Origin of the sequence: Sphingomonas sp. Leaf339, from assembly GCF_001426195.1 — a bacterium.
Classification (GTDB): domain Bacteria; phylum Pseudomonadota; class Alphaproteobacteria; order Sphingomonadales; family Sphingomonadaceae; genus Sphingomonas.
On the sequence record NZ_LMRS01000001.1, the window covers coordinates 692,025 to 708,109 of the forward strand.

At 66.4% G+C, this 16,085-nt stretch carries 15 protein-coding genes; all 15 read left to right on the top strand.

Annotated elements, in window-relative coordinates; all coding sequences use genetic code 11:
- The first annotated feature begins 233 nt into the window (after positions 1-233).
- On the top strand, positions 234-734 hold the full coding sequence (locus ASG67_RS03165; protein ID WP_156460610.1) for a division/cell wall cluster transcriptional repressor MraZ: 501 nt from the start codon (positions 234-236) through the stop codon (positions 732-734).
- A complete protein-coding gene (gene rsmH, locus ASG67_RS03170; RefSeq protein WP_414887364.1) occupies positions 731-1,681 on the top strand; it encodes a 16S rRNA (cytosine(1402)-N(4))-methyltransferase RsmH in 951 nt (316 codons plus the stop codon). Before ASG67_RS03165 ends, rsmH begins: the two co-directional genes overlap by 4 nt.
- Positions 1,678-2,295, top strand: a complete 618-nt coding sequence (locus ASG67_RS03175; protein ID WP_056525087.1) for a hypothetical protein — start codon at positions 1,678-1,680, stop codon at positions 2,293-2,295. Before rsmH ends, ASG67_RS03175 begins: the two co-directional genes overlap by 4 nt.
- Positions 2,292-4,007, top strand: a complete 1,716-nt coding sequence (locus tag ASG67_RS03180; protein WP_056525089.1) for a peptidoglycan D,D-transpeptidase FtsI family protein — start codon at positions 2,292-2,294, stop codon at positions 4,005-4,007. Before ASG67_RS03175 ends, ASG67_RS03180 begins: the two co-directional genes overlap by 4 nt.
- Positions 4,008-4,017: 10 nt before the next feature.
- Positions 4,018-5,433 (top strand): UDP-N-acetylmuramoyl-L-alanyl-D-glutamate--2,6-diaminopimelate ligase, encoded by a 1,416-nt coding sequence (locus ASG67_RS03185; protein ID WP_056525092.1) that lies wholly within the window; start codon positions 4,018-4,020, stop codon positions 5,431-5,433.
- 187 nt (positions 5,434-5,620) lie between these two features.
- Positions 5,621-6,976: a UDP-N-acetylmuramoyl-tripeptide--D-alanyl-D-alanine ligase gene (locus tag ASG67_RS03195; protein ID WP_056525097.1), complete on the top strand. Its 1,356-nt coding sequence runs from the start codon at positions 5,621-5,623 to the stop codon at positions 6,974-6,976.
- Positions 6,976-8,046 (top strand): phospho-N-acetylmuramoyl-pentapeptide-transferase, encoded by a 1,071-nt coding sequence (mraY, locus tag ASG67_RS03200; RefSeq protein ID WP_056525100.1) that lies wholly within the window; start codon positions 6,976-6,978, stop codon positions 8,044-8,046. Before ASG67_RS03195 ends, mraY begins: the two co-directional genes overlap by 1 nt.
- Positions 8,043-9,335: a UDP-N-acetylmuramoyl-L-alanine--D-glutamate ligase gene (gene murD / locus ASG67_RS03205; protein WP_056525102.1), complete on the top strand. Its 1,293-nt coding sequence runs from the start codon at positions 8,043-8,045 to the stop codon at positions 9,333-9,335. The genes mraY and murD overlap by 4 nt, the downstream gene beginning before the upstream one ends.
- Positions 9,332-10,564: an FtsW/RodA/SpoVE family cell cycle protein gene (locus ASG67_RS03210; RefSeq protein WP_056525105.1), complete on the top strand. Its 1,233-nt coding sequence runs from the start codon at positions 9,332-9,334 to the stop codon at positions 10,562-10,564. Before murD ends, ASG67_RS03210 begins: the two co-directional genes overlap by 4 nt.
- A complete protein-coding gene (gene murG, locus ASG67_RS03215) occupies positions 10,561-11,700 on the top strand; it encodes an undecaprenyldiphospho-muramoylpentapeptide beta-N-acetylglucosaminyltransferase (RefSeq protein ID WP_056525108.1) in 1,140 nt (379 codons plus the stop codon). The genes ASG67_RS03210 and murG overlap by 4 nt, the downstream gene beginning before the upstream one ends.
- A complete protein-coding gene (gene murC, locus ASG67_RS03220; protein ID WP_056525111.1) occupies positions 11,697-13,112 on the top strand; it encodes a UDP-N-acetylmuramate--L-alanine ligase in 1,416 nt (471 codons plus the stop codon). Before murG ends, murC begins: the two co-directional genes overlap by 4 nt.
- Positions 13,109-13,309, top strand: coding sequence for a hypothetical protein (locus tag ASG67_RS03225; RefSeq protein ID WP_056525113.1), 201 nt, complete (start codon positions 13,109-13,111; stop codon positions 13,307-13,309). Before murC ends, ASG67_RS03225 begins: the two co-directional genes overlap by 4 nt.
- Positions 13,303-14,217 (top strand): UDP-N-acetylmuramate dehydrogenase, encoded by a 915-nt coding sequence (murB, locus tag ASG67_RS03230; RefSeq protein ID WP_235535022.1) that lies wholly within the window; start codon positions 13,303-13,305, stop codon positions 14,215-14,217. The genes ASG67_RS03225 and murB overlap by 7 nt, the downstream gene beginning before the upstream one ends.
- Positions 14,217-15,167, top strand: a complete 951-nt coding sequence (locus ASG67_RS03235) for a D-alanine--D-alanine ligase (protein ID WP_056525117.1) — start codon at positions 14,217-14,219, stop codon at positions 15,165-15,167. The genes murB and ASG67_RS03235 overlap by 1 nt, the downstream gene beginning before the upstream one ends.
- Positions 15,164-16,081 (top strand): cell division protein FtsQ/DivIB, encoded by a 918-nt coding sequence (locus ASG67_RS03240; RefSeq protein ID WP_056525120.1) that lies wholly within the window; start codon positions 15,164-15,166, stop codon positions 16,079-16,081. The genes ASG67_RS03235 and ASG67_RS03240 overlap by 4 nt, the downstream gene beginning before the upstream one ends.
- Positions 16,082-16,085: the final 4 nt, after the last annotated feature.

A 16,085-nucleotide genomic window follows, 5' to 3' on the forward strand; every position in this document is an offset into this window, starting at 1 on the left:
CTACCCATTCGCGCTCCCGCAACGAATTGTATAAGCCCGGCTATCCCGCCCGAGCCGGCAAATGAGGGGGATTATCCCCACAAATCCCCAAAAATCCCGTTGCTAGGTTGGGGGGGCGCTGATACACCCAGGTTACTTCAGGGGCAGACTCTCCGAATGCGTTGGGCATCCGGACCGTGACGATGGTCGTGGTCCGAGGCCGGTGAGTCGTGCGCGCCGGGGTGGAGTTTGGCGTGTTGATCAGGGGGCGGTATCAGGGAGACGGCATCGGCCTTGTCGACGACAAGGGCCGGGTAGCTATCCCCTCCGCACTTCGCACCACGCTCGCTGCCAATGCGCCCAAGGCTGACGGCAAAACCGGCGGCACGATCATCATCGGTGCTCACCAGAAGAACCGTTGCCTCGTCGCTTATGATTCGGGTTATCTCGATATCCTGGCCGAGCGGCTGGATCGTCGCGAAGCGGAAAACACCAGCGCGGACGGCGAGTACGATTACAACATCAAGCGCCGCGCTGCGGTGGGCGAAGCGGTGCCGTTCGACGGTTCTGGTCGCTTCATCATGCCGGCGTTCCCGCGCTTCTATGCCGGGATCGGCGAACACGCATTCTTCTACGGCGTGCTCGACTATATCGAAATCTGGGACCCCACGACCTTGATCGCGACTGAGGACATGCCCGTCGTCGTCAAGGAAATGGCGCGCTTCTATATGCAGTCGAAGGGAATCGCGCTGTGAGCGCCCCCCATGTCCCGGTGCTGATGACCGAAGTCGTGGCCGCGCTCGCTCCTGCCCCGGGCGATGTGATGGTCGACGCCACCTTCGGTGCCGGCGGTTATACCCGCGCGATCCTTACCAGCGGCGCGCGGGTGATTGCGTTCGATCGTGATCCCGATGCGATCGCCGCGGGTGAAGCTGCGGCGATCGACGGGCTAACGCTGATTCACGCCGATTTCTCGGCGATGGAGTCGGCGCTGGACGGTATCGGCGTCGGGCCGGTCGATGGCGTGACGATGGATATCGGCGTGTCGTCGATGCAACTGGATCAGGCGGATCGCGGCTTTTCCTTTCAGTCCGATGGACCGCTCGACATGCGCATGGCGCAGGCGGGCATGAGCGCGGCCGAGTTCTGCAACGAGGCTGACGAAACACTAATCGCCGACGTCATTTATCGGTATGGCGACGAACCCAAGTCGCGGCGGATTGCGCGCGCCATCGTGGCGGCGCGGCCGTTGACGCGGACGAGCGAGCTGGCTTCGATCGTCCGCCGTGCGCTGGGCTACAAGCCGCACGACAAAAAGGACCCGGCGACGCGGACCTTTCAGGCGATTCGCATCCATGTGAACCGCGAACTGGGCGAACTGGCGGATGGTCTCGCCGCGGCGGAACGCGTGTTAAAACCGGGCGGCCGACTGGCGGTGGTGACGTTTCACAGCCTGGAGGATCGCATGGTGAAGCGGTTCCTGCGCGATCGGTCCGGCGGTGCTCCTTCAGCTTCGCGTCATTTGCCGCAGGCCATTCAGGGTCCGGCACCGAGTTTCGAACTGGTCGGCCGCGGTATCCGCGCCGGCGAGGCGGAGGTGGCCGCGAACCCGCGCGCCCGCTCCGCAACATTGCGGACGGCCCGGCGGACGGCGGCACCGGCGTGGCAGGACGACCTTGGGCATGTGGAGGTGAGCGTATGACGGCGGCGTACAGACTGAAGGGGATCGGCTGGTTCGGCGGGTGCGTCGCGATCGTGCTCGGCTTCTACCTCGTCTCGCTGCAGGTCGCGGGCGAGCGCAAGAAGCTCGAACAGGTCAATCGCCGCATTACGGTTGCCGAGCGTGATATTCGCGCGCTGGAGACTGAGTTCGACACGCGCGCGAATCTGGCCCAGCTGGAAAAGTGGAACGGTGATACGCTGGCTCTGTCGGCGCCCACCGCCGGCCAGTTCATCAGTGACGAGGCGCAGTTGGCTTCGCTCGACGTGACCGCGCCGATGGGCGGGGCCATGGTGCGGACCGCCGCGCTGGTCGTGCCCACAGGCGCCGCCCCGCTGCTGCCCGCCGCGATGACGCTCGTCGCCGCCAATACGCCGCCGCCCGTTGCCGCTCCCGCCGTCCAGCGGGTGATCGCCACGGTCGCGATCGCACCTACGCGCAGCACGGAGATGTCGGTCGCCCGCCGCGCCGCCGTCGCCGCGGTGGCGAAGGTGCGGCCGGACGCGGTGGCATTGCTCGATCGCAAGCTGCTGTCCGACACCACGCTCGGCGATATCCTGTCGGGCGCACGCGCCGAGGCGGGTCGCAAGCGTTGACCGCTCTCGTCGCCCGGCCGATCGCGCAACGTGGTAACGCCAAACAGCGTCATCAGCTGGTGGCCACGGCCCATACGCGGCTGATGATGCTGATGCTGCTGTTCGCGATGGCGGTGGTGCTGGTGCTCGGGCGGCTGACTGTGCTGGCGATGTTTTCAGGTGCCGAGGCGCAGGCCCGTGTCGCTACATTGGCTGGGCGGGGCGACATCGTCGACCGCAACGGCGCGCCGCTTGCCCGGACGATTGATGCCTGGACGATCGCAGTGCATCCGCGCGACCTTATGGGCGACAAGATGGAGCTGGCGTCGAAGCTGGCGGCGCTAATGCCCGATCGTGGCGATCAGACCTGGTTCTATGGCCAGCTGACCAAGGACGTCTCGTTCACCTATCTGCAACGCCGCGCCTCTCCCGCCCTGGTCGAGCAGGTCAATGCATTGGGTGAGCCGGCGATCGTCTTTGCGCGCGAGACGCAGCGCCTCTATCCGCAATCGTCGATGGCGGCCCATGCGCTCGGCTTCCTGTCCACCGACGGCCATGGCATGAGCGGTATGGAGCGCGTGCTGGACGAGCGCCTGACGAATCCCGCTACCGCCGGCCAACCCATCGCGCTGTCGCTCGATACCCGCGTACAGGCGGCGATGGAGAGCGAACTCGGCCGCGCGATGAACACTTTTTCGGCCCGCGGCGCCGGCGGCATCGTCCTGGATGTCGCGACCGGTGAGGTGATCGCCATGGTTTCGCTGCCGACGTTCAATCCCAACCGCGTTGGCATGGCCGGCAGCGAGGAACTGCGCAACATCACCACGCAGAGCGTGTTCGAGCTGGGCTCCACCTTCAAGCCGATTACGATGGCGACGGCGATGGATACCGGCGTCGTGACCTCTTTCGCCCGCCGCTTCGACGCGACCCATCCACTGAAGGTTGGCGGCTATACCATCCATGACGAGCGCGGCGATCCGAAGCGCTGGTTGAATATGGCGGAAACGCTGATCTACTCCTCCAACATCGCCACCGCCCGCGTCGCCGACGAGGTCGGGCCGCAGCGGATGCAGGCGATGTTCAAAAAGCTCGGCTTCGATACCAAGCCCGACATCGAATTGCGCGAAAAGGGTGGTCCGCTGTGGCCAAAATATTGGGCGCGCACGACCACGATGACCACCGCCTATGGCCATGGCATCGCAGTGACGCCGCTGCACCTCGCCAACGCCTATGCCACGCTGGTCAATGGCGGCATCTGGCGGCCGGCGACGTTGCTGAAGGTCGAACCGGGCCATGCCGCGGCAGGCCGGCGTGTCATCAGCGAACAGACGAGCGCGCGGATGCGGCAGATGTTGCGCCTGATCGTCCAGCGCGGCACCGGTCGCAAGGGGGAGGCACCGGGCTATCGCGTCGGTGGCAAGACCGGCACGGCCGAGGCGGCGGTGGCGGGGGGCTATGATCGCTCGCGCAACGTCGCGACCTTCGCGGCGGCATTCCCGATGGATGCACCGCGTTATGTCGTGCTCGCCATGCTTGATTCGCCGCTGGGCACAAAGGAAACCTCCGGTTGGAAGACTGCCGCGTGGAACGCCGCTCCCGTCGTCGGTCGGACGATTTCGCGGGTCGGCGCAATCCTGGGCGTCGTCCCCGACGAGGCGCGCGACATCGACGTGTCGGACATCACACCGACCCTGTGGGACGATCCCAGCCGCCGACCGGCGACCGGACAATGAGCGGCGCGCGATGAGGCTCGGTCAGCTGACCGGCGGCAGCGAAGACGTGGCCGTCACCGGCTTCGCTATCGATCATCGCAAGGTTGCGCCCGGCACCATCTTCGGCGCCTTCCGCGGCGCTCGCGTGAACGGCGAAGATTTTATCGCCGATGCGATCCGCGCCGGGGCGATCGCCGTGGTCGCCCGACCCGAAGCGGTGGTGCAGGGCGCGGTCCACATTATCGACGACGAACCTCGTGCCGCCTTCGCCCGCGCCGCCGCCCGTTTCTTCGGTCCGTTTCCCAATACCGTGGTTGCGGTGACGGGTACCAACGGCAAGACATCGACGGTCGAGATGGTCCGCCAGCTGTGGCGGATGACGGGCCATCACGCGGCGTCTATCGGTACGCTGGGCGTCACGACTGCCGACGAGCGGGTGACGACGGGACTGACGACGCCCGATGTCGTGACGTTCCTGTCCAACGTCGCCGGGCTGGCCCGCGAAGGCGTGACGCATCTGGCCTTCGAGGCATCCAGCCATGGTCTGACGCAATACCGGACCGAGGGTCTGACCGTCGATGCCGCGGCATTCACCAATCTCAGCCGTGATCATCTGGACTATCACGGCGATATGGCGGCGTATCTGACCGCCAAGATGCGCCTGTTCTCCGAAGTGCTGTCGCCTGACGGCACCGCCGTTGTCTGGGCCGATGATCCCGAGTCGGCACGTGTCGTCGATCTGGCACGGGAACGCGGCAACCGCCTCATCACCGTCGGCGCGCGCGGTAGCACGCTGCGCCTCGTCGGCCGGGAACCAAGCCTGCTGGGACAGGGGCTGACGATCGAGGCGGAAGGCGTCACGCACCGTATCGAACTGCCGCTGATCGGCGCCTACCAAGCCGCCAATGCGCTCGTAGCGGTCGGGCTGGTCATCGCCACTGGCGCATCGGTCGTGGCGACGTTGCAGGCGCTGGCCCGGTTGCAGCCGGTACGCGGACGGCTGGAACGTGCCGCCATCGCGAAATCCGGCGCACCCATATATGTCGATTACGCCCACACGCCCGACGCACTCGAAGCGGCCATCGCGGCGCTGAAGCCCCATGCCGCAGGGCAATTGATCGTCGTGTTCGGCGCGGGTGGCGATCGCGACACGGGCAAGCGTGAACCGATGGGACAGGTGGCGGCGGCGCAGGCCGACCGGGTAATCGTCACCGACGATAATCCGCGCGGTGAGAATGCGTCGATCATCCGCCGGTCGGTGCTGAAGGGCGCACCGGACGCGATCGAGATCGGCGACCGCCGCACCGCGATTGCTGCCGCGATCCGCGATGCGGGGCCGGCGGACATCGTTCTGATTGCCGGCAAGGGGCATGAACAGGGACAGATCGTCGGCGACATGGTGCTGCCGTTCGATGATGTCGCCGTAGCACGGGAGTGCGTTGGATGAGGGCAGGGTTGAATTGGTCCGCGATCGAAGCGGCCGATGAATTTGATGGTTTGTCGGTCACGGCCGACTGGTTCCGATCCCCGAAGGATCGCAAGCTGGTGATGCCGGCCAAGACCGCCTCGCCGAAAACGCGCAATATGCCGGTCTCCGAACGTCCCAAACTCGGTCTTCGCTACGGGGCGGACGGATGAGCTTGTGGACGTCGGCCGCGATCGCCGCTGCGACCCGTGGTCGCGCCTCGGCTGACTTCGCGGCCACGGGCGTCGCCTTCGACAGTCGCGAGGTCGGGCCGGGCGACCTGTTCATCGCGCTGACGGGCGAAGCCACGGACGGCCACCGTTTCCTGACGCAAGCCTTCGCGCAGGGTGCCACCGGTGCGATCGTATCAGATATGTCTGACGGACCACATGTCCGCGTCGCCGATACCTTCGCCGCGCTGGAAGACCTGGCGCGCGCATCGCGGGCACACACTGCGGCCAAGGTGATCGGCGTCACCGGTTCGGTCGGCAAGACGAGCGCCAAGGAGGCGCTGTACGCCTGCCTCGATCGCATCTGGCGCGGGCAGGCGCACCGCTCGGTCAAGAGCTACAACAATCACACCGGCGTGCCGCTCAGCCTCGCCCGGATGCCCGCCGCTACCCATGCGGCGGTCTTCGAAATGGGCATGAACCATCCCGGCGAACTGGCCCATCTGACGACGCTGGTGCGACCGCATGTCGCCGTCGTCACCGCCATCGCACCGGCGCACACCGCCTTCTTCCCCGACGAAAGCGCGATCGCGGATGCCAAAGGCGAGATTTTTCGTGGCCTCGAGCCGGGCGGGGTGGCGATCATCCCGTATGACAGCACGCATCGCGACCGGCTGATCGCCGCTGCGCAGCCCTATGCCGCGCGGATCGTGACCTTCGGCAATGATCCGGCCGCCGATGTCCGCGCGATCGAGGCAGTGCGCGTGAAAAGCGGCGGTAGCTTCGTGACCGCGCGCATCGGCGACCGCGAACTTAGCTTTACGCTGTCTCAGCCCGGCGCCCATTGGGTGTCGAATGCGCTTGCCGTGCTGGCTGCGGTCGATGCAGTCGGCGGCGATCTGGCGATGGCGGGACTGGCGCTGGCCGAACTGGGCGGTTTGCCCGGCCGGGGCGCCCGCTTCGTGACCGCCGGCGATGCGTTGGTGATCGACGAAAGCTACAACGCGAACCCCGCATCGATGCGCGCGACGCTGGCGGTGCTGGCGCATGAACCCGGACGCCACATTGCCGTTTTGGGCGAAATGCGTGAACTTGGTGAGGCATCGGCCGACTATCACGCCGGGCTCGCCGGCCCGGTCGAGGACGCGCGCGTCGAAACGGCCATCCTGGTCGGTGAAGCGATGCGGCCGCTCGCGGAAAGGCTTGAGGGCCGGGTCGCAATCGTCCATGTGCCCGACGCTTCGATGGCGCTCGATCGGTTGCGCGCCCTAATCGCACCCGGCGACGCGGTGCTGGTGAAGGGTTCCAACGGGGTCGGGCTGGCGCGCGTGATCGCGGGTCTGAAGGGCGGATAATGTTGTACTGGATCGCCGAGCATCTGGGTTTCCAGGGGCTGCTCAACCTCATCCGCTATCAATCGTTTCGCACCGGTGCGGCGGTGGCTACGGCGTTGTTCATCGGCCTAATCATCGGTCCAAAATTCATTGGCTGGCTGCGCGTGCGCCAGGGCAAGGGGCAGCCGATCCGTGCCGACGGGCCGCAGACGCATCTGGCCAAGCGCGGCACGCCGACGATGGGCGGGCTGATGATCCTGACCGCGATGTCGCTGGCGATCCTGATGTGGATGGACATATCCAACCCCTATGTCTGGGCATGCCTGTTCGTGACGCTGGGGTTCGGCGCGATCGGGTTCCTCGACGATTACGACAAGGTTCGCAAAGCCACGACCGCTGGCGTGCCGGGGCGAGTGCGCCTGTTGCTGGAATTCATCATCGCCGGAATCGCGGCCTGCATCATCATGCGGCAGAACGGGACTGGCCTGTACCTGCCCTTCACCAACCGGATGTATATCGAGCTTTGGTATTTCTACCCGCTGTTCGCCGCCTTCACGATCGTCGCGTTCGGTAATGCGGTGAACCTGACCGATGGGCTCGATGGCCTGGCTACCATGCCGGTCATCATCGCCAGCGTAGCGTTCATGGTCATCGTCTATCTGGCCGGCAACGTGAAGTTCGCGGAGTATTTGGGTATCCAGCACGTGCCCGGCGCCGGCGAACTGGCGATCTTCTGCGGCGCAGTGGTCGGCGCGGGCCTCGCCTTCTTATGGTTCAACGCCCCACCCGCCGCCGTCTTCATGGGTGATACCGGCAGCCTCGCGCTGGGTGGCGCGCTCGGGACGATTGCCGTGGTCGCGCATCATGAGATCGTGCTGGGCATCATCGGCGGCCTGTTCGTGGTCGAGGCCATGAGCGTCATCATCCAGGTCTTCTTCTACAAGCGCACCGGCCGCCGCGTCTTCAAAATGGCGCCGATCCACCATCATTTCGAACAGCTCGGCTGGAGCGAACCGACCGTCGTCATCCGCTTCTGGATCATCGCGTTCGTGCTGGCGCTCGCTGGCCTATCGACGTTGAAGCTGCGGTGATCGTCGCCGCCACTTGGAGCGGTAAACGCTACGCCGTGCTGGGGCTGGCACGGTCGGGGCTGGCGACGGTCGCGGCGCTGGCGTCGGCCGGCGCGCATGTCGTGGCGTGGGATACGGACCGGGCCGCGCGCGAGCGGGCGGCGGCGATCGATGGGGTCATCATCCACGATCTCGCCGACCTGCGTCTGGACGGCGCCGCCGGTCTCGTCGTATCGCCCGGCGTTCCCCTCAACACCCACCCGCTCGTGGCCGCCGCCCGCGCCGCCGGCGTACCCGTTATCGGCGACATCGAACTGTTCGCCGAAGCACGTGCCGATCTGCCGCCGCACAAGGTCGTCGGCATTACCGGCACTAACGGTAAATCGACCACCACCGCGCTCATCAAGCACCTCTGCGACACCGCCGGCCTGCCAACGCTGATGGGCGGCAATATCGGCCTGCCGATCCTGGGCGCGGAGCCGCTGCCCGCCGGCGGCGTCTATGTGCTGGAACTGTCGAGCTACCAGATCGATCTGACGCAAAGCCTCGATTGCGACGTCGCGGTGCTACTGAACATCACGCCCGACCACCTCGATCGCTATGACGGGTTCGACGGCTATGCTGCCTCGAAGGCACGCCTCTTCGCGATGCAGTCGGCGACGCATGACGCTGTAATCGGCATCGGCGACGCCCCTTCGGCCGTGATCGCGCGGTCGCTGTCCGCCCGCGGCGAACATCTGACGAAGATCGCGCCGGGCGTTTGCATGGACCAGCGCGGCTGGCAGTCGCTGCAAGGGCCGCACAACGCCCAGAACGCGCTCGCCGCCATCGCCGTCGCCCACGCGCTGGGTACCGCAGAAGTCGATATCGACCGGGGATTGGCCAGCTTCCGTGGCCTGCCGCACCGGATGGAACAGATCGGCAGTGTCGGCGGCGTCGCCTATGTCGATGATTCCAAGGCGACCAACCCAGAGAGCGCCGCTCCGGCGCTTGCCGCCTATCCCCGCGTTCACTGGATCGTCGGCGGCCGCGCCAAGGGCGACGATCTCGACGCCTGCGCACCGTCATTCGGCCACGTCGTTAAGGCGTATACCATCGGCGAGGTAGGACCACGTTTCGCCGACGTCCTCTCTGCCCACATGCCGGTCGAACAGGCAGGCACGCTCGCCGCCGCCGTAGCCAGTGCTGCGGCACAGGCGAAACCGGGTGAGGTGGTTCTGCTGTCGCCAGCCTGTGCTAGCTTCGATCAGTTCCGCGATTATGAGGAGCGGGGGGCCGCGTTCCGCGCGGCCGTGGAGGCGCTGACATGACTGATATGCGGGCCGGTGACGGCAAGGGCGCACGATTGATGGCACAGGTGAAGCGGCGCGGCGGTCGCGGCGATCGATCGCCGCTCGGCACGTGGTTCTGGGACATCGATCGGATGCTTTTGTTGCTGACGCTGTTCCTGATCGCGATCGGCCTGATCGCGGTGGCGGCGGCCAGCCCGGCTTCGGCGGTCCGCTATTCGGGCGACAAGCACAAGATTGCACCGCTTTATTACTTCTGGCGTCAGTTGATGTGGGTGGGCGTGTCGCTGCCTGTTTTGTTCGGCGTGTCGATGCTCCCCGTCACGGTGGCGCGACGGTTCGCGGTGATGGGGGCGGCACTGTTCACGCTGTTGCTCGCACTGACGCCGCTGATCGGTGTCGAGGTGAACGGTGCGAAGCGCTGGATCGGCTATGGCTTCGCGCAGTTCCAGCCGTCGGAATTCCTGAAACCGCTGTTCATCGTCACGATCGCGTGGCTGCTGTCGCTGAAGGCCAAGGATCAGGAATTGCCGACCGTGCTGATGACCGGCGGCATCACCGCTGGCATCGCCTTCATCCTGATGATGCAGCCCGATTTCGGCCAGACGGTGATTTTCTGTTCGGTCTGGATGGCGCTCCTGATGATCGCCGGCACGCCGACGAAGGTGCTGGTAGGATTGGCCGCGATGATCCCGGCCGGACTGGCGGCGGCGTATCTGTTCTACGGCACCGCGCGCCAGCGGATTGATGCGTTTCTGTTTCCGGGTATCGAGGGCGAAGGCGCGGCGGATCATTTTCAGGTGGATGCTGCGCATCGTACGCTGACGGCGGGCGGCTGGACGGGCACCGGGCCCGGCGGTGGCTCCGTGAAGTTTGGCCTGCCCGAGGCGCATACCGATTACATCTTTTCAGTGATCGGCGAGGAATTCGGCCTGATCGCCTGCGCTGTAATCGCGGTCATCTTTCTGGCGATCGTCGTCCGGGTATTCGTCAAGCTGCTGGACGAACAGGATGAATTCAAGCTGCTCGCCGCCTCCGGCCTCGCCACCCAGTTCGGGATGCAGGCATTGGTGTCGATGGCGGTCAATACCGGCATGGCCCCGTCCAAGGGTATGACGTTGCCCTTCATCAGCTATGGCGGGTCTTCGATGATCGCGCTGTCGGTCGGCATGGGCTTGCTGCTGGCGTTTACCCGGCGCAATCCGTTCCTGACGCGGTCACCCTACGTGGTCCGCTGGAGCGGCGAATGACGAAGCATTACGTATTGGCGGCCGGCGGCACCGGCGGTCACATGGTTCCCGCAGCGGCGCTGGCGGCCGAACTGATGAAGCGCGGGCATCACGTCGCGCTGGTATCCGATGCGCGGGGCGTGCGCTTTCCGGAACTGTTCGACGGCGTGCAGACCCATGTCCTGCCCGCCGGCCGGTTCGCCGGTGGTCCGCTCGGCTATGCGAAGGCGTTGCGCGAGATGTGGCGCGGCCGGGCGATGGCGCGCGAGTTGTACAAGACGTTCCGGCCGGCGGCGGTGATCGGCTTCGGCGGCTATCCGGCGATGCCCGCGCTGCTGGCCGCCTTCGCGCACAAGATCCCGACCGCGGTGCATGAACAGAACGCGGTGCTGGGCCGCGTCAACCGCCTCGTCGCCCGCCGCGTCGATGCGATCGCGACGTCGTACGAACGCACCGAGCGCCTGCCCGAAAAGCTGATCGCCAAGACCCACCTCGTCGGCAATCCCGTGCGCGAGGCGGTACTGGCACTACGCACGCGTCCGTATCCGTTGCTGGAAGCAGACGGCATCTTCCGGGTGCTGGTGACCGGTGGCAGCCAGGGGGCCAGCGTGCTCAGTCAGGTGGTGCCGGATGGCCTCGCGATGCTGCCGCCCACCTTCCGCCGCCGCTTGCAGGTGACGCATCAGGCACGGATCGAGGATATCGACGCCGCCCGCGCGCAATATGCCGAACACCAGATCGCGGCCGAACTGGCGACGTACCTGCCCGACATGCCCGAACAACTGGCCTGGGCGCATCTGGTCATCGGTCGCGCCGGAGCCTCCACCATCGCCGAACTGACCGCCGCCGGCCGGCCCGCGATCCTCGTGCCGCTGCCGTCCGCGACTGACGATCATCAGACCGCCAATGCGCGCGAGATGACCGATATCGGCGGCGCCCGCACGATCCCGCAACAGAAATTCACCGCCGTGGAACTCGCCAAGCAGATGCAGAAACTGGGTCTCGACCCCGCCGCCCTCGAAAACGCCGCCGGCCGCGCGTGCAGCATCGGTCGCCCCTATGCGGTCGGCGACCTCGCCGATCTGGTCGAAAGCCTCGACGCCCCGCGCGCGCGCCTGCCCGTGACGACACGCCAGCAAAAGGCCGCCTACGCATGAGAGGTGTAGCGACCGACATCGGCACGATCCACTTCGTCGGCATCGGCGGCATCGGCATGTCCGGCATCGCGGAGGTGATGAAGAACCTCGGCTATGCCGTGCAGGGGTCCGATGTGGCGGAGGGCTATGTCGTGCAGGGCCTGCGCGACAAGGGCATCCCCGTGGCGATCGGGCATAATGCCGCCAATATCGGCGACGCCGCCGTCGTCGTCGTCTCGACCGCGATCGTGCGCTCGAATCCGGAAGTCGAGGCGGCGCTGGAACGGCGCGTCCCCGTCGTCCGCCGGGCGGAGATGCTGGCCGAACTGATGCGCCTGAAATCGACCGTCGCGGTGGCCGGTACGCATGGCAAGACCACGACGACGTCGATGGTCGCCGCGTTGCTCGATGCCGGCGGCGTCGATCCTACCGTCATCAACGGCGGCATCATCAACAGCTATGGCTCCAACGCCCGGCTCGGGGCCAGCGACTGGATGGTCGTGGAGGCGGACGAGAGCGACGGCAGTTTCCTGCGCCTCGACGGCACCATCGCGGTCGTGACCAACATCGATCCCGAACATCTCGATCACTACGGATCGTTCGATGCGGTGAAGGACGCGTTCGTCGAATTCGTCGAGAACGTGCCCTTCTATGGCGCCGCGCTGCTCTGTCTCGACCATCCCGAGGTGCAGAACATCCTGCCGCGTGTCCGCGATCGCCGGGTCGTGACCTATGGTTTCTCCGCACAGGCGGACGTGCGCGGCGTCAACGTGACGCCGATACCGGGCGGCAATCGCTTCGAATGCATCGTGCGGGGCCGCGATGGCGCGACCCGCTCGATCGAGGGGATCGAGATGCCGATGCCCGGCCGCCACAACGTCCAGAACGCGCTCGCCGCGATCGGCGTCGCGCTGGAAATGGGCATCGACGACGCGACCATCCAGAACGGGTTCGCCAAGTTCGGCGGCGTGAAGCGGCGCTTCACCAAGGTGGGCGAGGTGGCCGGCGCCACCATCATCGACGATTACGGTCATCATCCGGTCGAAATCCGCGCGGTGCTCGCCGCCGCCCGCGAAGGCGCGCAGGGCCGGGTGATCGCGGTCGTGCAGCCGCATCGCTTCACGCGGCTGGGCAATCTGATGGAGGATTTCCAGACCGCTTTCAACGACGCCGATCGGGTGCTGGTGACGCCGGTCTATGCCGCGGGTGAGGAGCCGATCGACGGGGTCGATTCCGAGGCGCTCGTCGCCGGACTGAAACGGCGCGGCCATCGCCATGCCGGCGTGGTGACGGATGCCGATGCGCTGGCCGACGAACTCGCGACGACGATCGAGGCCCATGATATGATCGTCTGTCTGGGGGCCGGCGACATCACCAAATGGGCGGCGTCGCTCGCGCCGGCGATCGAGGCGAAAAGAGGATCGGGCCGATGAACGACTGGCTGAAAGCATCGATGGACCTGCAAAAGCAGATGCTCGACGCGCAGAAGCAGGCGCTGAACATGGGCCAGCAGGCGGTCGATAATGGCGACGCGCTGGTGAAGGCGCAGGAGGCATCGCGCAAGGCGGCGGAGGCGAATTTGGCCGCATGGCAGGCATGGACGCGACTATGGGGTGTCGGTCCATGGTGACGGCCGCCGCCGATCTGCCACCCACGATGCCCCAGGTACGCGGCCGGCTGACCCGGTCCGCCTCCCTGGCGCCGCTCGTCTGGTTCAAGACCGGCGGCCCGGCCGACTGGCTGTTCGAGCCGGCAGATGTCGATGACCTGTCCGCTTTCCTCGCCGCGCTCGATCCGGCGGTGCCGGTCTGGCCGCTGGGGCTGGGATCGAACCTGATCGTGCGCGATGGCGGGATGCCCGGCGTCACCGTGCGGCTCGGTAAGCCGTTCGCCTTCGCCCGCACGTCGGACGACGGCGTCACCATGACCTGCGGCGGTGGCACGTCAGGCATCCTCGTCGCCTCCACCGCACGTGACGCCGGCATCGCCGGGGTGGAGTTCCTGCGCTCGATCCCCGGCACCGTCGGCGGTTTCGTCCGCATGAACGGCGGCGCCTATGGTCGTGAGGTCGCCGACGTGCTGACCGCCTGCGTCGTGGTGCTGCGCGACGGCACGGTGCAGCCGATGACGGTGGAGCAACTGGGCTACACCTATCGGCATTCCGACCTGCCCGACGGCGCGATCGTCATTGAGGCGACCTTCCGTGGCACCCCCGGCGATCCCGCCGCGATCGGTGCCGAGATGGACCGCATCGCTGCCGAGCGCGAGGCATCGCAGCCGCTGCGCAGCCGCACCGGCGGGTCAACCTTCAAGAACCCGCCCGGCCACAAGGCTTGGGCGCTGATCGACGCCTCCGGCTGTCGCGGCCTGACCCGCGGCGATGCGCAGGTGTCGGAAAAACACTGTAATTTCCTGCTGAACCTCGGCAGTGCCACCTCCGCCGAGATCGAAGCGCTGGGCGAGGAGGTCCGCGACCGTGTGAAGGTGCAATCGGGCGTGACACTGGAATGGGAAATCCAGCGGGTGGGATTGAAGTGATGAGCGATATTCAGACCCTCCATATCGCCGTCCTGATGGGGGGCTGGTCGGCCGAACGATCCGTGTCGCTGCAATCGGGCGCGGGCGTTGCCGATGCGCTGGAGTCGCTTGGCCACCGCGTCACCCGCATCGACATGGACCGCGATGTGGCTGCGCGCCTCGCCGATACGAAGCCCGATCTCGTCTTCAACGCGCTGCACGGCACGCCGGGTGAGGACGGCAGCGTGCAGGGCCTGATGGACCTGATGGGCGTCGCCTATACCCATTCCGGCCTCGCCACCTCGGTCATCGCGATCGACAAGGTGCTGACCAAGCAGGCTTTGGTGCCAAACGGCGTGCCGATGCCCGGCGGCCGCATCGTCAAGTCCGCCGATCTGTTCGAACGCGACCCACTGCCGCGTCCCTATGTATTGAAACCCGTCAACGAAGGCTCGTCAGTCGGCGTCGCTATCGTGACCGCAGACGGCAATTACGGCGACCCGATCGCCCCTGACGCGACCGGTCCGTGGCAGGAGTTCGAGGAACTGCTCGCCGAGCCATACATCCGCGGTCGCGAGCTGACCACGTCGGTACTGGGCAACCGGGCGTTGGGCGTCACCGAACTGATCCCGAAGAATGGCTGGTATGATTTCGACGCGAAATACACCGACGGCCTGACCGAGCATGTCTGCCCCGCGCGTATTCCCGACGAGATCGCCGATGCCTGCAAGGCATTGGCATTGGAGGCGCATCGTCTGCTCGGCTGCAAGGGTGCCAGCCGCTCCGACTTCCGCTGGGACGACGAACGCGGCGTCGACGGTCTGTTCCTGCTCGAAGTGAACACCCAGCCCGGCATGACTCCGCTCAGCCTAGTCCCCGAACAGGCGCGGCACATCGGGATGAGCTATCCGCAACTGGTGCAGGCGATCGTCGATGAGGCGATGGCCGATCGGAAGGCCATATCGGGATGAGCCGGACGATCAAGCGCGGCACCCCGCCCAAGCGACCCGCTCCCCGGCGCAAACAGCCGGTTAAGAAGGTGTCGATGATCGACCGGATCGTTGCGCGCCTGCCGGTCAGCGAGGAGACGCTTCGCCGCGCCGTGACATGGACAATCACCGGCATCGCCGGCGCCTCGGTTGTCGTCGCAGCGACGTGGATCGGCATCCCTGGCATGATCGGAGCGGCGCTGGCCGAAACCGCCGGGCAGGCGGGGTTCCGGGTCCAGCAGATCGAGATCACCGGCCTGAAGCGGATGGATCGAATGTCCGTTTATGCCGTGGCGCTCGACCAGCAAAGTCGCGCGATGCCGCTCGTCGATCTGGAATCGGTGCGGCAGAATTTGTTGCGCTACGGCTGGATCGCCGACGCGCACGTCTCGCGCCGGCTGCCCGATACGTTGCTGATCGATATCGTCGAACGCACGCCGGCGGCGGTGTGGCAGGATCGCGGCGAACTGACGTTGATCGATGCGCAGGGGGTGCTGCTGGAACCGGTACGACCCGATGCGATCCCGGCATTGCCGCTGGTAATCGGCCCCGGCGCCGATCGGCAAGAGGCGAATTATCAGGCGCTGCTCGCCGCCGCACCCGCGCTCAAGCCGCGGATTAAGGCGGCGACGTGGATCGGCAATCGCCGCTGGGACCTGACATTCGAAAGCGGCGAGGTGCTGGCGCTCCCCGAAGAGGGTGCGCCGCGCGCGCTGGTGCGGTTTGCGGAACTGGACGGCGCGCGACCGCTGCTGGGCCGGGGCTGGCTGCGCTTCGATATGCGCGATCCGGCGAAGCTGGTTGCGCGCAAGCCCGGTATCGACCAGAATCGCGCATTGGCCGATCCGTCTGATGCGGGCGGTGTAGCGGAACCGGTGGGGGTGGATGCCGGGTGATGCA